16 protein-coding genes and 1 tRNA gene are annotated in these 15728 nt (G+C 38.1%); 7 read left to right on the top strand and 10 right to left on the bottom strand.

Annotation, left to right across the window (positions count from 1 at the left end; translation table 11 throughout):
• Positions 1-28: 28 nt before the first annotated feature.
• Positions 29-748 (bottom strand): siderophore-interacting protein, encoded by a 720-nt coding sequence (locus HBN50_RS00425; protein WP_273867040.1) that lies wholly within the window; start codon positions 746-748, stop codon positions 29-31.
• Between the two features lie 178 nt (positions 749-926).
• Here HBN50_RS00425 and HBN50_RS00430 point away from each other — a divergent pair, with 178 nt between their 5' ends.
• The 3 genes from HBN50_RS00430 (at position 927) to HBN50_RS00440 (ending at position 3983) form a co-directional block, all read left to right on the top strand.
• Entirely contained in the window at positions 927-1976 is a 1050-nt protein-coding gene (locus HBN50_RS00430; RefSeq protein ID WP_273867041.1) for an alpha/beta hydrolase, read from the top strand.
• 63 nt (positions 1977-2039) lie between these two features.
• Positions 2040-3221, top strand: a complete 1182-nt coding sequence (locus tag HBN50_RS00435) for an MFS transporter (RefSeq protein ID WP_273867042.1) — start codon at positions 2040-2042, stop codon at positions 3219-3221.
• 3 nt (positions 3222-3224) lie between these two features.
• Positions 3225-3983 (top strand): SDR family NAD(P)-dependent oxidoreductase, encoded by a 759-nt coding sequence (locus tag HBN50_RS00440; protein ID WP_273867043.1) that lies wholly within the window; start codon positions 3225-3227, stop codon positions 3981-3983.
• Between the two features lie 26 nt (positions 3984-4009).
• On the opposite strand, the gene HBN50_RS00445 is transcribed toward HBN50_RS00440, so the two are convergent.
• The 6 genes from HBN50_RS00445 to HBN50_RS00470 all read right to left on the bottom strand — a co-directional run bounded on the left by HBN50_RS00445 (position 4010) and on the right by HBN50_RS00470 (position 8107).
• Positions 4010-4085: transfer RNA gene (locus HBN50_RS00445), tRNA-Gly, on the bottom strand.
• Positions 4086-4145: 60 nt separating this feature from the next.
• A complete protein-coding gene (locus tag HBN50_RS00450; protein WP_273867044.1) occupies positions 4146-5468 on the bottom strand; it encodes a hypothetical protein in 1323 nt (440 codons plus the stop codon).
• Entirely contained in the window at positions 5465-5890 is a 426-nt protein-coding gene (locus HBN50_RS00455) for a hypothetical protein (protein WP_273867047.1), read from the bottom strand. Before HBN50_RS00455 ends, HBN50_RS00450 begins: the two co-directional genes overlap by 4 nt.
• Before the next feature lie 24 nt (positions 5891-5914).
• Positions 5915-6955, bottom strand: coding sequence for a KamA family radical SAM protein (locus HBN50_RS00460; protein WP_273867048.1), 1041 nt, complete (start codon positions 6953-6955; stop codon positions 5915-5917).
• Positions 6952-7179 (bottom strand): hypothetical protein, encoded by a 228-nt coding sequence (locus tag HBN50_RS00465; RefSeq protein WP_273867050.1) that lies wholly within the window; start codon positions 7177-7179, stop codon positions 6952-6954. The genes HBN50_RS00460 and HBN50_RS00465 overlap by 4 nt, the downstream gene beginning before the upstream one ends.
• Before the next feature lie 40 nt (positions 7180-7219).
• Entirely contained in the window at positions 7220-8107 is an 888-nt protein-coding gene (locus tag HBN50_RS00470; RefSeq protein WP_273867051.1) for an exonuclease domain-containing protein, read from the bottom strand.
• Positions 8108-8277: 170 nt separating this feature from the next.
• Between HBN50_RS00470 and lpdA the strand changes: the two genes are divergently transcribed.
• Together lpdA and sucB are read left to right on the top strand one after the other, a co-directional pair.
• On the top strand, positions 8278-9666 hold the full coding sequence (gene lpdA, locus HBN50_RS00475; protein WP_273867052.1) for a dihydrolipoyl dehydrogenase: 1389 nt from the start codon (positions 8278-8280) through the stop codon (positions 9664-9666).
• 37 nt (positions 9667-9703) lie between these two features.
• Entirely contained in the window at positions 9704-11341 is a 1638-nt protein-coding gene (gene sucB / locus HBN50_RS00480; RefSeq protein ID WP_273867053.1) for a 2-oxoglutarate dehydrogenase, E2 component, dihydrolipoamide succinyltransferase, read from the top strand.
• A gap of 73 nt (positions 11342-11414) precedes the next feature.
• On the opposite strand, the gene HBN50_RS00485 is transcribed toward sucB, so the two are convergent.
• Positions 11415-12443: a porin gene (locus tag HBN50_RS00485; protein ID WP_273867054.1), complete on the bottom strand. Its 1029-nt coding sequence runs from the start codon at positions 12441-12443 to the stop codon at positions 11415-11417.
• Between the two features lie 112 nt (positions 12444-12555).
• Here HBN50_RS00485 and HBN50_RS00490 point away from each other — a divergent pair, with 112 nt between their 5' ends.
• The gene (locus HBN50_RS00490; protein ID WP_273867055.1) at positions 12556-13281 is read left to right on the top strand and encodes a substrate-binding periplasmic protein; all 726 of its coding nucleotides are present in this window, start codon (positions 12556-12558) and stop codon (positions 13279-13281) included.
• Between the two features lie 30 nt (positions 13282-13311).
• Here HBN50_RS00490 and HBN50_RS00495 read toward each other — a convergent pair whose 3' ends face one another.
• Positions 13312-14136, bottom strand: a complete 825-nt coding sequence (locus HBN50_RS00495; protein ID WP_273867056.1) for an endonuclease I family protein — start codon at positions 14134-14136, stop codon at positions 13312-13314.
• 164 nt (positions 14137-14300) lie between these two features.
• Positions 14301-15119 carry an endonuclease I family protein gene (locus HBN50_RS00500; protein ID WP_273867057.1) on the bottom strand — a complete coding sequence of 273 codons (819 nt, stop codon included), beginning with the start codon at positions 15117-15119 and terminating at the stop codon, positions 14301-14303.
• 211 nt (positions 15120-15330) lie between these two features.
• Here HBN50_RS00500 and HBN50_RS00505 point away from each other — a divergent pair, with 211 nt between their 5' ends.
• Entirely contained in the window at positions 15331-15720 is a 390-nt protein-coding gene (locus HBN50_RS00505; protein WP_273867058.1) for a hypothetical protein, read from the top strand.
• Positions 15721-15728 lie beyond the last annotated feature (8 nt).

Genomic DNA, 15728 nt, shown 5'->3' on the forward strand with positions numbered 1-15728 from the left:
AAGAAGGCCCTCATTATGAGGGCCTTTTTTATATTGCTGAATCTAGTTTCTTATTCTTTTTGTGCTCTTCATCTTTTAGTCCATTTTGCCAATAGCTACTGATGTACTTATCTACAAGTTCGCTTTGAATCTCTTTAACAAGTTTTCTCATGGGAAGAACTTTATTTCTCTCGGCTGCACACCACAAAATCTTTTCGCTCGAAGTATCGTTGAAAAACTCTTCAAAGAGATTTACAAAAACCATTTGATCATCAGACTCATTCATAGAAAGCAGGTGAGTATTTGGAAGTGAAATATATTTTGAGAAGTAGTGTTGTATTTCTTCTTTGCTCCCTTCTAATCCAATGTAGAGATTCGCTTTTGATTGAGATTGAAGAAGTCGCTCAAGTTGAACACGAATGGCGGGAAACGCTGTTCTATCACCTAGAAAGTAATAATCATCACCGTTTAAAGAGATATTAGCAGCAGGGCCCGGTCCCATAAATTGAAACTCGTCACCAATCTTGCAATCGCGTGCCCATGTGGCCATTTTTCCCTCTCTTCCATGGTCGACGAAATCAAGAGTCATTGTAGAATCCGTCTCATCTACTTTGCTGATACTTACAGTTCTTTTTGTTTCACTAATTGAGTCAACCCATTTTACATAGCCGCCAAGATCTTTGTTTGTGATTACATCCCCCTCAAAAGAGGCAGTAATTGAAATAAACCCGTTGACCTGTATTTTATTCTTTATGATTGCTTTATTCATATTTTACCTTCCATTGTTATTCATCATATCGAGGAAGTTTGCCATAGTCAAACTTATGTTTTGTTAGTGATACAATGACTCTATTGTTTCCTACTCGTTAATGATTCGTTTCTCATTATGCCATTTATCGGAAAGATTCCCTAGACTAAAATAAATCAAAAGTCGCTAGGAGGCTAAGATGAAATCAGTTTTAAAGTCATTGTCACTAAGTAGTTTATTACTTTTTACAGCTTGCTCGAGCAATTATGTATCAAAAGGGGAGCATATGGAATTAACAACAGAATGGGATAAAACATTTGGAAAAAGTGAACTTGTGATTCACAAGAAAGTTACTTTTAAAAATAGATATGGAATTACACTTGTTGGGGATCTTTATACACCAAAATCAAAGCAAGGTAAGTTACCGGCGCTTGCAATTAGTGGGCCTTACGGTGCGGTAAAAGAACAGTCATCAGGTCTTTATGCTCAAACTATGGCAGAAAGAGGATTTGTCGCATTGGCCTTTGACCCATCTTATACGGGGGAAAGTGGGGGAGAGCCACGTAATGTATCTTCACCTGATATTAATACAGAAGATTTTAGTGCAGCAGTTGATTACTTAGGGATTCAAGAGAATATTGATCGCGAGAAAATTGGGATTATTGGAATTTGTGGACTTGGTGGAATGAGTTTAAATGCAGCTGCTGTCGATAAGAGAATTAAAGCAGTCGTGACAACAAGTATGTATGATATGACGAGAGTTATGTCGAAGGGCTATTATGATTCAATGTCACTTGCCGACAGAACAAAGGCCTTAGAACAGCTTGGCAGAGAACGCTGGAAAGATGCTGAGGCGAAAGAATATAGACTAAGTGGTCAAGGATTACCGGATAAATTAACAGGTGAAGAGCCTCTTTTTGTTCAACAATATTTTGATTACTATAAAACTCCAAGAGGTTTTCATCCACGATCTATTAACTCAAATAGCTCATGGACAGCAACGAATTCGCTTTCTTTTATGAATATGCCAATTCTAAGTTATGTAAAAGAAATCGCTCCTCGTCCAATTCTAATTATTGCTGGAGATGAAGCACACTCAAAGTATTTTAGTGAAGATATCTATAAAGCAGCAGCGAAACCAAAAGAGCTAATGATTTTACCAAAGATTAATCATACAGACCTTTATGATAAAACAGATATTATCCCTTTTGATAAGATCACAAACTTTTTTAATCAAAATCTGAAATAAAATACTCTCAAAGCTCTGATCTTTATCGATCAGAGCTTCTCTTCAAATGTTCAAGGTAATGAAATGAATAACAAGAACTCGTGGATGGGGATTTGGGCCCTTGCTTTAGGTGTTAGTGGTATCATGATTGGAGAGTTTCTTCCATCTGGACTTCTAACTCCAATGGCCAATGATTTAAATATAACTGAAGGAGTTGCGGGGCAGACTGTTACTGTGACATCAATCTTTGCTGTTGTCGCAAGTTTATTGTCTGCTTATCTCTCTAGGAGGTTTGATAGAAAGAATGTCCTAATCTTTTTTTCATTTTTAACGATGATATCAAGTTTGATTGTGGGAGCTTTTTCAAATTATCAATTTATTCTCTTTGGAAGAGTGCTCCTAGGAATTGCTCTTGGAGGCTTTTGGTCGATGGCAACAGCAATAGCGCTTCGACTTGTTGAAGAAGAGAATGTTCCAAAAGCACTAGGAATTATCTTTGGTAGCGCATCTTTCTCCGGAATGATGGCGGCACCCCTCGGAAGCTTTTTAGGGGAACTCATTGGATGGAGAAATGTTTTTTACTTAAACTCTTTTGTTTCCATAATTGGTTTGTTCATGATCATTTTCTTTTTGCCAAAATTGCGACCAATAAATGAAGTAAAGCTTAGAACCATAATCGATGTTATGAAGCTGCCTTATGTGAAAGTTGGGATGTTTGCAATTGCTCTCGTTTTTGGGGGCCGATTTGGGATTATCACTTATCTAAGACCATATTTAGAGCAATTAATGAATCTTTCGGCCAATGAAGTCTCATCTATGTTTTTAATTTTTGATTTCTCCTATTTTATGGGAAGTATTATCATTTCAAAACATGTCGCAAAGAACTTAGGTCTCTCCATGACGTTATCTCCTTTGCTATTGTCATTAGTGGGGATTTCACTCCTTTTTACAGTTCACTCCCTTGCTTTAACTTCTGTTCTTATTTGTCTTTTAGGGCTTTCATATTCCCCCGTACCTGTATCGTGGTCAACATGGGGAGCTAAAATAGCACCAGAGTATACCGAGACTATTGGAGGCCTCTATGTTTCATCTGTTCAGGTTGCAGCAGCTTTCGCGTCATATATGGGAGGGCTCGTTCTGGACTATAAAGGGCCTACGGCGGTTTTTATGATTAGTTCCTCTTCTTGGATAATTGCTGTTTTCATCGTTATACTCTTTGTTAAGACAACCTTTAAAAAAGAGTCAGTAGAACTTGTTGAGGTGTAGAGAATGAAAAAAAGAATATTTGTCACAGGTTCAACAACTGGGTTAGGGAATTTAGCTGCCAAAGCTTTAATAGAGCAAGGCCATGATGTATTTCTTCACGCAAGAAATGAAAAAAGAGCGCAAGAGGTTAGTGAGAATACTCATGGACATAAAGATATCCTCATTGGAGATCTTTCTAAGCCTAATGAGATTCAAAAACTTGCAAAAAATCTTCGAGAGCTTGGACAAATGGATTCCGTTATTCATAATGCAGGTATCTCCTATATAGATACACCTGAATATAATGAGCTTCAAATGACAAAGACATTTTGTGTGAATGTCTTTGCTCCCTATTATTTAACAAGAAATATACAAATCCCTAAGAGGCTTGTTTACCTCTCTTCTGATCTTCACTATCAAGGGCATTTTGATCTTTCTAATCTTCAATTTGAAAAGAAGCTTTGGAATTCTGGGCAGGCCTATAATGATTCAAAACTTCTTTTGACGATGCTTGCAAAATCATTTTCTTTTGAATTTAAAGAGAGTTTTGTAAATGCTGTCGATCCAGGATGGGTTCCAACAAGAATGGGCGGAAAAAGTGCTACAGATGATTTGAAGAAGGGTTTTGAAACTCAAGTTTGGCTTTGCTCAGATAAAGACCTGTCTTGTCGGATTACTGGAAAATATTTCTTTCACAAATGTGACATAGCTCCACATGAAGCGGTAAATGATATAGAAAAAAGAAAGATGCTTCTTGATTATTTAAGTGAATTTAAAATATAGGTTTACCATGTTAATTTAATAGAAGATGGAGCGCGAGACCAGGTTCGAACTGGCGACCTCCACCTTGGCAAGGTGGCGCACTACCAACTGTGCTACTCGCGCTTATACGATATATTTGAGAAGAATATTATTTATCGGCATTATAATTGTCAATACGAAAAATTAACCAAGATATTTTTGAAAATGTCCCTTGAGTTCAGGGTAGTCTTTTGTGGCATCAAATACGATTTGTTCAATCGCATCTTGTCTTCTGTTTAGCTCTTTAGAGGCCTCGAGCATTATTTCATAGACTTTTGGTTGCTTGATATTCTTTTTGAGAAGTTGGGTTCCAAGGCTAATAATATGCCCCTTCTTTTCTCCTGTTCGATAAAAAACTTCTAATTCTAATACCTTAAAAGAGGCCATTGTTCCAAGTTTGTCGTCGTATTGATTAAGGACATTCATGGCCTCTTTGTAGAGGGCCGAGTCCACATAGGTTTGTCCAACAGAGAGAATGATATTGGGATTAAAGTCACATGTCTCGAGAGCTTTTTTGAGGGATTTAACTCCTAGTTCTCTATTTTTGTTTTTGAGAAGGTGTTTCCCACAAAGAGCGAGACCTGCTGAGATTTGTAATTTAATTGTCGGCGATAGGTCTGGAATTTGAACAAGTACGGCCGAGATTTTTTCCAGATCTTCAAATTTTTGGTTAGCAAGAGATATTCTAATAAGGTCTGGAATAGAGTTTATTGATAGGGGATACTGATCTAAAAGAAGAGTCGCAGCATCGTAGGCATCCGCATACATTTTAAGAGATTGATAACATCTCATCAGTCCACTCAATGTTTGATAATGAGATGTATCGTTATCGAGTGCTTTTTTATACTGATCGATTGCGCCTTGGAAGTTGGATTGAACCTCTTCTATATTTCCAAGAAGAAAGTAGCTCCAAGCTTGGTCTTTACTCATTGTCAGAGACTTTTCTGCTCTTTGTTTGGCTTCATCAAATTCTTTTGTGTAAATGAGACTCTTGATTTTACAAACTTCACGATCGTAAGGTGTTTGCATGACCTTTTGCTTGAAGGCCTTCATAACTGAGCTTTGAAGCGTCTCTGTATTAAATGGCTGACAAATATAATTATCAACTTCCGTATCCAGATAGGCAGCGGCTGAGGCCTCGGAGTTATGTTTAGAGATAACCATGAAGACACAATTCTCCCTATTGGGAATGAGGTCTAAGTGCAGTTCGAGTAAGTCTTCAGCTGTTTTCTCTTTTCCAATATCTGCTGCCGTGAAGATGATTGCTGCCATTTTGTCTTTAATCACTTCTATTGCTTGGAAATAGTCAGGCACTATGTGAATATTTCCAATTGGAAATCCAATGGCCGAGAGGACGCGCTTAATCGTTGCCCTTGTTGAAGAAGAAGGGTCAATGATAACTGCTTCTTTTCCTTTGAAGAAGTTATCAAATTTTAATTGAAGTTTTTTAGGCACTTCTAAAGTCATAGCTTCTTCTCAAAAAGGTGTGAAATATTACTCTGGTGATCAATATAAAGTTTAATAACCTGTTTCCATTCATCAACCGAGCTTGTTATTTCGACAGTCGTATTAAGACCTTCTTCTAGTTTATTAATTTCTTGAACTCGACCAGAGATAACACGCTGATTTGCTGCGACTTCTCTTGGAAGTTTCTTGATCCTTTGTTTCATTGGATGATCATAGATATAGAGAGAGAGAAGGTGCCCAAGTCCACAAGAGTTGAGAGGTAAAGAGAGCACAACAAAGCGCTCATCTAACTCAATTAATTGCACGGCCGATGGGTCAACGATCTCAGTTTGAGATGTATTATTCTTCAACAAAATGTTGTGTTTTAGCTCTCTAAATTGGGAAATAGTGACCTTATCGCCAAGATTCTTGGAACTTTTCATTATTAAAAGGTAAGTTAAGATAAATTAATTATCAACTAAGAAATCTTTGCTAACACTAATTTTGTTTCCAAACCTATTTAATAGAAAACCAGAGAAACTTAAAGATTCTGGGTTAAATGCAGGGGTTTTTCCATGTCCCCCAGGGACATCAATAATGTAGTTTGGAAGCATCCATCCAGGCAGAGAATCTCTTAATTTTCCATAGATTTTTCGCCCTTTCTCAAGACTTAGCCAGAAGTGCATTCCGCCCTTAACCATGTCCGGATGGTGCAGGTAATAGGGACGAATTCCAAGGCCGTGAAGGGCCTTAAAAAGCTCTTTTAATTTAGTTGAATCATCGTTAATCCCCTTCAGGAGAACAGACTGAGACAGCAGCTGAAGTGGCAATTTTTTGAGCCTTTGGCAGGCTAAGTTAAAGCGATTATCAATTTCTTCGGTATGGTTGAGATGAATGACAAGAGTGATCGTTTCAAACCTCGAATCATACTTTTGAATGAGTTTTTCAAATCCATCATCGATTCTGCTGGGAAGGATCACTGGAGTTCGACTATGAAAGCGAATATGCTTAATTTTAAGGGCCGAAAATTCGTCCATGTAAAAGTCGAGTTTCTTATCACTAAGAATGAGTGGATCACCTCCACTGAAGATAATTTCCTCAATTTCGGGATGATCTTGGATATATTTTTTTGTCTTCTCAAAATCACTGGCAAAGAGCTCATCTCTTTCATTCAACTCATTTTTTCTAAAGCAGTAGCGACAAGTAATTGGACAGACCGTTGTAGGAAGAAAGAGAGCGCGATTTTTATATCGATGAATGATCTGGCCTTCTTTTGCATGGGCCGTATCACCAATAGGATCATAAAGACCTTCGCTTCGTACTTCAAAATCATTTGGAACAAATTGTTTCCAAAGAGAGGAATGAGGTCCTAATTCTTTAATTCTTTTGGCAAATGTTTTTGGAATGAAACTTTGAAACGAGAGTGTGGGGAGATCTGTCTCTAAAAAATTGGCCAGATCGTGAGTGTTTCGAAACGAATCTCTAAACTCTTCTTGCCAAGAACTCATTGTTGTTTCTTCTTTAAGCCTTTTTCATGATGGTATTTGGCCCAGTAAGCAGTTCCACGAATCAGGAGTGCACCGTAAAGAGAGAGTCCTGTAAAGTGAAGGAGAACAGCAATCGTTGTCATCGTACCAGCGTTCGCTAGTGTGTAGTACATCCAATAAAGTAAGACGATGTGGATGACAAAAATGAGGACTTGCTGAAAGCGATAAAAGAGTTTTGATCCCATGGGGGACTTATAGCGAGAATCTAGCTTATTTGCAACGCAATTACTTAGGGCCGATCGTTTTGACGTTCTTTAAAAGCTCGCGCGCTTCTTTACCTTCAACTTCTTCTAGCTCAATAATTTTTGCGAGTGAAAAAGATTTATAGAGATTACTAACGAGACAGTGAGCATAGAGAATATTTCCTGCAGGCATGGGAAGAAGTGCTAAAGGCTTAATCGGGCGCATCTTTCCTCGCATAGACCCACCTTTGTATTTAATCTTCACCACGAGCTGCTTTTCTGTCGCTTCAATCAACGGTTCTAGTTTAGCGGGTATTGATAGGTCTTTATTTTTAGAAAAGTCAGAAATTTTAAAGAGAAAGCCGTGATCTGGCTTAAAACTTTGGTGACGATCGAGTCCTTCTTTATAAATAAGAAGTGAGGCAATAGCATCATCAAGGGCCCTGTGATGATTTTCAAGGGGGATATTGAGTTCAGTGCTAAGAGTTCCCAATTTGTAATTAGGCATATTTTTAATTGCCGAGCGAGCATATTTACATGAGCAGTAAACATTAGATCTACCAAAGCTCATTCCATACTTGTGGGCCTGAAAAACGAGAAATCCAATATCGAATTTCGCATTGTGAGCTATAAGAGGGAGATCGCCAACGAACTCAATAAATTTTGTGAGAACGTCTGCTAATTTAGGCTTTCCCTTAACCATTTCGTCAGTAATCCCATGAATCTCAATTGTATGAGGGGGAATTAGAATTTCGGGGTCAATTAATTGGTCAAAAATGTCGATACCGCTAGGTGTTACTTTAATGGCTGACAGTTCAATGATCCTGTCGATAAGAGGTGAGAGGCCCGTAGTTTCGAGGTCTACAGCGATAACGCCCTGAGAAAAGGTGCGTAGTAAAATATCTTTGTCGGACTGCGAAATTTCGCTCATTTAGAATCCCTTGTCTTGACCCTGCTTCCATTGACATTGAATGGCCCAAATTTTAAAAGTAGTTAATATTTTTGAAGCTTTAAGGCCAGCGCTTTGTCCATCTTTACAGGGCAAAGGTTGTCTTTCAACAATTAATTAACACAAAACCTTTTTTAACTAAAGGATCCTATATGAAGACTTTTGATGTTGTTGTTATCGGTGCAGGACCAGGTGGTTATATTGCTGCTATTAGAGCTGCCCAATTAAAGAAATCAGTTGCTATCGTTGAGATGGATAAGCTCGGTGGAGTTTGCCTTAACCGTGGATGTATTCCAACGAAAGCCGTTTTAAAATCAGCGCACGCTGTTCATGAACTAGCAGACTTTAAAGAGCTAGGTCTTGATGTTGAACTTAAAGGTCTCGATGGAGCTCAAGCTGTAAAAAGAGCTAAGGGAATCTCAGACAAAGTTTCTAAGGGAATTGAATTCCTAATGAAGAAAAATAAGATCACTGTTCTTAGAGGTTTTGCTAAGCTTAAAAACTCTACAACGATCGAAGTACAAGACGCTTCTGGAAAACTAGAAAACGTTGGTGCAAAAAATATTATTCTTGCAACAGGCGCTCACTATAGATCATTCCCTGGTCTAGAGCACGATGGGAAAAGACTTATTGGTGCTTGGGAAGCAATTAAAATGGAACAACTTCCAAAGTCAATCGGTATCATTGGTGCTGGTGCTATTGGTGTTGAGTTCGCATACTTTTGGAATGCATTTGGTGTTGATGTTCATATCTTTGAGCTTCAAAAAAACCTCCTTCCAATTGAAGATACTGATTCTTCTAAAGAAGTTGAAAGAGCTTATAAAAAATACGGAATTAAAATGTCTCTTGGTGTAGAAAAAGTTTCTGCTAAGAACAATGGAAATGACGTGACAATCACTGCGATCGAAAATGGTAAGACAGTTGATTATAAATTTGAAATGGGTCTTATCGCAGTTGGTATGACAGGAAATATTGACGGTATTGGTCTTGAAGCTGCTGGTGTAAAAACTGACAGAGGATTTGTTCAAGTAAACGATATGTATCAAACAAGTGTTCCAAATATCTATGCCATTGGTGACCTTGCTGGACCTCCGCTTCTTGCTCACTCAGCTTCACACGAAGGTGTTATCGCAGCTGAGCACCTTGCTGGAGATAAACCACATGCGCTTGATAAAATGAATGTTCCTGGTTGTACTTATTGTCAGCCACAAGTAGCTTCTGTTGGTTATACAGAAAGAGCACTTAAGGAAAAGGGAATCAAATACTCTGTTGGTAAACTACCATTTCAAGCAAACGGTAAAGCGGTTGCTTCTAATGAAACAGCAGGTTTTGTTAAGACTCTTCTTGGTGAAGACGGAGAGCTTCTTGGAGCTCACATTGTTGGAACACAAGCAACAGAACTTATTCATGAGTATGTTCTTTTCAGACAAATGGAAGGAATTGATGAAGAGATCTTTGCAACAGTTCACCCACACCCAACGCTTGGAGAGTTCCTCGCTGAGTCTGTGATGAATGCAAAGGGAAGAAGTTTAAACTTCTAATTGAAAGAAAACCAAAAAACCATAAGGGAGAAATATAATGGCCAGACACGAAATTGTAATGCCACAAATGGGTGAGTCGATCACAAATGGAACGATCACAAAATGGCATAAACAACCAGGTGACATGATTGAAATTGATGAGATCCTTCTTGAGATCTCTACTGATAAAGTTGAATCTGAGATTCCTTCTCCATTTTCTGGAAAAGTAGTTGAAGTACTCTACCCAGAGGGTGAGACAATTGATGTTGGTGTTCTTATTGCTGTTGTTGATGAAGATGCTAATGCTCAAGTTGGTGGATCAGCTCCTGCTGCTTCTGCTCCAGCTCCTGCAGCGACTCAAGCCCCTGCTGCAACACCTGCAGCCCCTGCGGCAGCGAGTGCTTCAAGAGAAGATATTGTAATGCCACAAATGGGTGAGTCGATCACAAATGGAACGATCACAAAATGGCACAAGCAACCAGGTGACATGATTGAAATTGATGAGATCCTTCTTGAGATCTCTACTGATAAAGTTGAATCTGAAATTCCATCTCCGTTTTCAGGAAGAGTTGAAGAAATTCTTTTCCCAGAAGGTGAGACGATTGATGTTGGAATTAAAATTGCTTCAGTAGAAACTGAACCAAGTAGTGTTCCTTTTGGTGCTTCTGCTTCAACTCCAGCTGCTACTCCTGCTGCAACAACTTCTGCGCCAGCTCCAGTCGCGGCAGCGCCTGTTGCAACTGAAACTGTTGAGTCGGGAAGACGATTCTACACTCCACTAGTTAAAGCTCTTGCTAAGAAAAATAATGTTGCTCTTTCTGAGCTTGCATCTCTTACGGGAACTGGTGCAGGTGGAAGAGTTAATAAAGCTGACTTTGAAAAGTATTTAGCGACAAGAGGAAGCGCACCAGTTGCTTCTGCTTCTACAGCAGCACCTGCGGCAGCAAAACCTGCTGCACCTGTTAAGTCTTCTGTTCCAGCATTCTCTTCAACAGATAGAGTTGAAATTGTTCCTATGGACAATATGAGAAAAGCAATTGCTAAGAACATGATTGCTTCTAAGATGACTTCACCACACGTGAATTCAATCGATGAAACAGATATGACAAATATCTTTAAGTTCAGAGAAGGATTTAAGAACGAGTTTAAAAAGCAAGAGGGATTCTCTCTTACTTATACTCACTTTATTCTTTATGCCCTTGTTCAAGCTCTTAAAGAGTTCCCAATGGTTAACGCTTCAATCGATGGTGATAATATCGTTTACAAGAAAGATATCAACCTTGGTTGTGCTGTAGCTGTTCCTGGAAACGGTCTTGTTGTTCCAGTTATTAAAGGTGCAGATAACCTCAATATTAGAGGGATTGCAAGAAAGCTTGATGAGCTTGTTCAAAAAGCAAGAGCTAAGAAACTTACAATGGACGATATGAGTGGTGGAACATATACATTCACTAACAACGGTTCATTCGGAATTCTTGCTGCGACACCAGTTATTCTTCAACCACAACTTGGTATCTTCTGTGTTGGTACAATGAAGAAGCGTCCAATTGTTACGGATGATGATGCTATTGCAATTCGTCAGATGATGTATGCAACTCACACTTATGATCATAGATTGATTGATGGTGAAGTTGGATCGAAGTTCTTAAGACATGTTATTAACACTCTTGAGAATACAAATTGGGCACAACTCTTCTAGAGACCCACTCAAAATTAAGTAAAAAAAAGCCCCTCGCAAGAGGGGCTTTCTGTATCTCGTCATGTGGAAAAGATTAAAGCACGTCCACATCAAATTTTGTACCAATGATGATTTTTGAGAACTCAGCATCTTTCTTTCCAGAAGTTGTAGAGTAGTCTCTATCTTGCATAACATAAGCGGCATGCCATCTAATGTTATCATTGATAGTTCTTTCATAAGAAAGAGCGTAGGCCATTTCACTATATGTTTCAGTTCCATCGTTTTCTAGTTTGTCTTTAACAACTTTAAGAGCAACGTGGTTTTTTCCAAAGTGATAACCTGTTTTTGCAATGATTGATGTTACATCAACGTCTTTTCCTGAATTTGTTTTATCCCCAGAAAGAGAATACCAGTCTAAGTCGAGGTAAAGAGTTTTCGTGATGTTATAACGACCACCAAGAACAAGGTAAGTTTCTTTTGCTCCGTTATCAAGAGCTCTTGGAAGAACGTGGTAAGAGAAGATTGGAACAATCTTTCCATCCATTAAGTTTCCATAGTACGTAAGACCGTAAGAAAGATTTCTTTGGCTCTTGTTACCATTTGTCGTTGCTTTATCAGCGTTGAAAACTTGCCAGTAAAGAGTTTGTCCTGCAAATTTCGTTGCAACGTTAATACCCATTTCATAGAAAGGAGTTGTTAGACCAGTTGTCCCGTTACCTGCTAGTGAGTAGTGGTAAACGTTAGCAGAGTTGTAATCTTCTTCCATTCCACCGTACCAGAAGAATTGGCGTCCACCCATAATGTCAACGTTCTTATTCAGCTTGTAAGTGATGTAAGCATACTCCATAAGAGTGTTTACGTTTTGAGTTGTGTCTTTTGACCCATCTCCAGTGAAGTTAAATCTGAAATAGTAATCCAGATCTTCATTTGCCGCACCTGAGTAGATCACATAAGCGTTATTTGCTCTAAACTCTTGGTGTTTTGGCTCTGACGTGTTTGCAAGGTCTCTATCTTCTGATACATAGTCAAAACGACCTAGGATCTTGATGTTTCCGCTTGCAGCAAATGTTAAAGGTGTTGATAGCACTAGAGATAGAAGTGCTAACTTCTTAATTACTTTCATTCATCTCTCCTTGATAAAAAAGTACCCTTTATTGTCGCGATATCTTATTCAAGTTAAAACTTAATTTATTCTTAAGGGGCATTTTTTTTTCAATATTTGCTATAATAAGAAAGTGAAAAGACTATCATCGATTATATCTTTATTTTTTTTAATGAATTCTTATGCTTCTGAGAATATCGTTCGTCTTGTTTCACTCGACTGGGAACCTTATGTAGGGAGAAGTCTTCCTGATCAAGGATTTGTCACAAAGCTTATTAAAGACGTTTATCAGTTCAATGGTAAAGATGTTTCCATTTCATTTCGACCTTGGGCGAGGGCCTTAAAAGAAGCTCGCAGCGGTGATTTTGATGGTCTCTATCCAGAGTATCTGAATAAGGATCTAAGAAAGGAATTTATCTACTCTGATTCGTTTATGGTGAGCCCTGTTGGTTTTTATAAGCTAGAAGGCTCAGATGTTTTTCCAGGTAAATCCTATGAGTCGATTAAAGCCTATCGCATTGGTCTTGTTCACGGATATATTAATCACCCAATAGTTGATGAGCATAAAGATTTGCGTGTGGAATACGCTGTAGATGACTTACAGAATTTAAGTAAACTTTGCCGTGGTCGCTTGGATCTTGTCTTCATTGATTTTAAGGTTGCAAAGCACCTTCTAAAGAAGAATTCTAAGCAACTCTGTTCCAATATCATTGAAGCAGCCCCTGCTTTAGAGAAAAAGAAATTATACATAGTCTTTTCTAAAAAAGTTAAAGGACACAAAGAAAGAAGAGATGAGTTCAATCGATTCTTGGAAAATTATAAAAAAAAGAAAAATAGAAATGAATTAGTTAGAAAATAAAAAGGCCCTAAGAAGGGCCTTTTTTATTATTTAGAAGTCTGAGATTTGATCAACAAGTTCTGGGTAATCAATGAAAGGGTTTCTGTTGTTTTGAAGTTTATAGATTTCTTCATTTCTTTCCCTTTCTGCACCATCTACAGGATCTAAAATATGCCATCTTTTCATCGTTGCTTCTTGCTTGCTATCAATGGAAGTTTGATAGCGAATAGAGAAGTAGAAAAGAGCTCTTGCTACGTTTCCTTTGTGCTCATCTGGCGGTTCAAAAAATCTTTTTCTATCTTGTTTTGAAGCCGCACAAAGACTTGAGTTATGTGAATCATTTTCAACATCGGCAAAACCATAATTTCCTCTAATTCCATTTGCTCTATTTTCAGTTGGAAAGAGGTGGTGAAGGTCGGCCTTCTTCATTCCTTTGTCTCCACTTGGAAAACGTGACTGAGGCCAAGTGTGTTCACAGTTTAGCATATTGGCATTAGGAATCTTTTCAGGACCAAGCTTTCCAATTCCAGGAGTTGAGCTACGGTAAACCTTGTTGCAGTAAACATCTTTTACAAAGTAACCATTTTGATCTTGTTCAAGGTGAAGCTTTCCAAAAAGCATTTGTCTCGCACCTTTATAGCCTAGAGAAATCTGGCGATAGCATTGACCCTTTTGAGATCGGCTACAACCTAACTTATCTGGTCCATCAATCATACGTTGGTGCTGAGTTGTTAGAAGAGTATGAATTTCATTGATGAGTCTTTCATCTTTTAATTCATTTCTTTCAACTTTCTCTTGGAAATCTTGTGGGTAGTAGTCATTAGCTGCCAAACACAGTGTTGGAGCCACTAGTAGAAGAAGTGCTAATTTTCTCAAAACGCTTTCCCTGTTTTCGATTTTTTCGGAGCCTTCAATGGTCCTATAAGAAAAGTGTACCGAAAATTATTAAGAATGCTAATATTTTTTTTAAGAAAGACTTATTAAGATTGTGTTAGAGACAAAAAAAAAGCCTCCAATGAAGGAGGCTTTATGCGTTATAATTAGAAGTTGTTTACTTTTTCTACTAGCTCTGGGTAATCGATGAATGGGTTTCTATTATTTTGGATTCCATAAATCTCTTCATTTCTTTCCATTTCAGCAGCATCTACAGGATCTAGAATGTGCCATCTTCTCATTGTTTCTTCTTGTTTTGGATCGATATTGATTTGGTAACGAACTGAGAAGTAGAAAAGAGCTCTAGCTACGTTTCCTTTGTGCTCAGTTGGCGGTTCAAAATCTCCACCGTGACCTTCTGTTCTTGATGCTGAGCAATTGTCAGAAACAACAGTTCCATTTACATCAGAGAACTTGTAATTCCCTCTAATGCTATTTGCTTTGCTATCAGAAGGGAAGAGGTGGTGTAGGTCAGACTTTTGAAGGCCCTTATCGAATTTTCCAGTGAATTTACTTTGTGGCCATGTGTGCTCACAGTTAAGAACATTTGAATTCGGGATAGTATTTGGACCAACTTTCGTTCTATTGTTTCTGAACTCTTTATTACAGTATACGTCTTTAACGTAGTAACCTTGAGAATCTTCTTCTAGGTGAAGTTTACCGAAAAGAACTTTTCTCGCTCCTCTATATCCTAGAGAAAGTTGTCTGTAACAAGAACCTTTTCTGTTTCTGTCACAACCTAGTGTATCTGGCTGATTCCCATTTCTTTGGTGTTGAGTATTTAGGATATCAAAAAGAGATTGCTTGAGGAATTCTCCTCTTAGCGTGTCGCTTTCAAGCGCTTTTTGAAATTCAGTTGGATAGTAGTTGTTTGCAGTTGCTGTGTAAGCGGTAAAGACAAGGATTAAAGCTAATAGTTGTTTCACAAAATTCCCTTTGTTGTGTGGTGTGCGAGGCTACTATAATAAAAAATATTAAGAATGCTAATACTTTTTTTAAGTATTTCTAATAAAAGTTTCTTACATTTAGATTACAAACGGTTTGCGATGCGCAAAGCGGGATTGAACTAAAGAAATTTACTTCTTAATTTATTTTAAGTTATAACTTTAGAACACACACAACAAATGGGGAGAAACAGTGAAGTTTATCGCTCTTATTACGATTTTATTTTCTTTAAGTGCTCATGCTGAGCAAAGTTGTCTTGAAAAACTAACAAATGATTATGAAAGAGAAAGTCGAACTTTTGAGTTCAATGCTGATCATGTGACAGATAGAGACTTTGGCCGCGACACCTTGGCTTTCTCTTTTCAGGCCGTGAGAAAAGCACTAACAACTGTAGGATGTCATCCTAAACTAGATGTTAACTTCTCTAAGTCACCACTGGGTGGAAGCGATAATCTTTGTCGTGAAATCATTCCTGGCCGTCACTCTTCAATGGTTTGTTATATTGAAAGTAATCTCGGTTATTGGGTTGTCTCACAGGGAACGGTTAACAATGTTGTTGTTACCTATTATCGTTGGGACTAAATCAATCA

Origin of the sequence: Halobacteriovorax sp. GB3 (genome assembly GCF_028649655.1) — a bacterium.
Taxonomy (GTDB): Bacteria; Bdellovibrionota; Bacteriovoracia; order Bacteriovoracales; family Bacteriovoracaceae; genus BSW11-IV.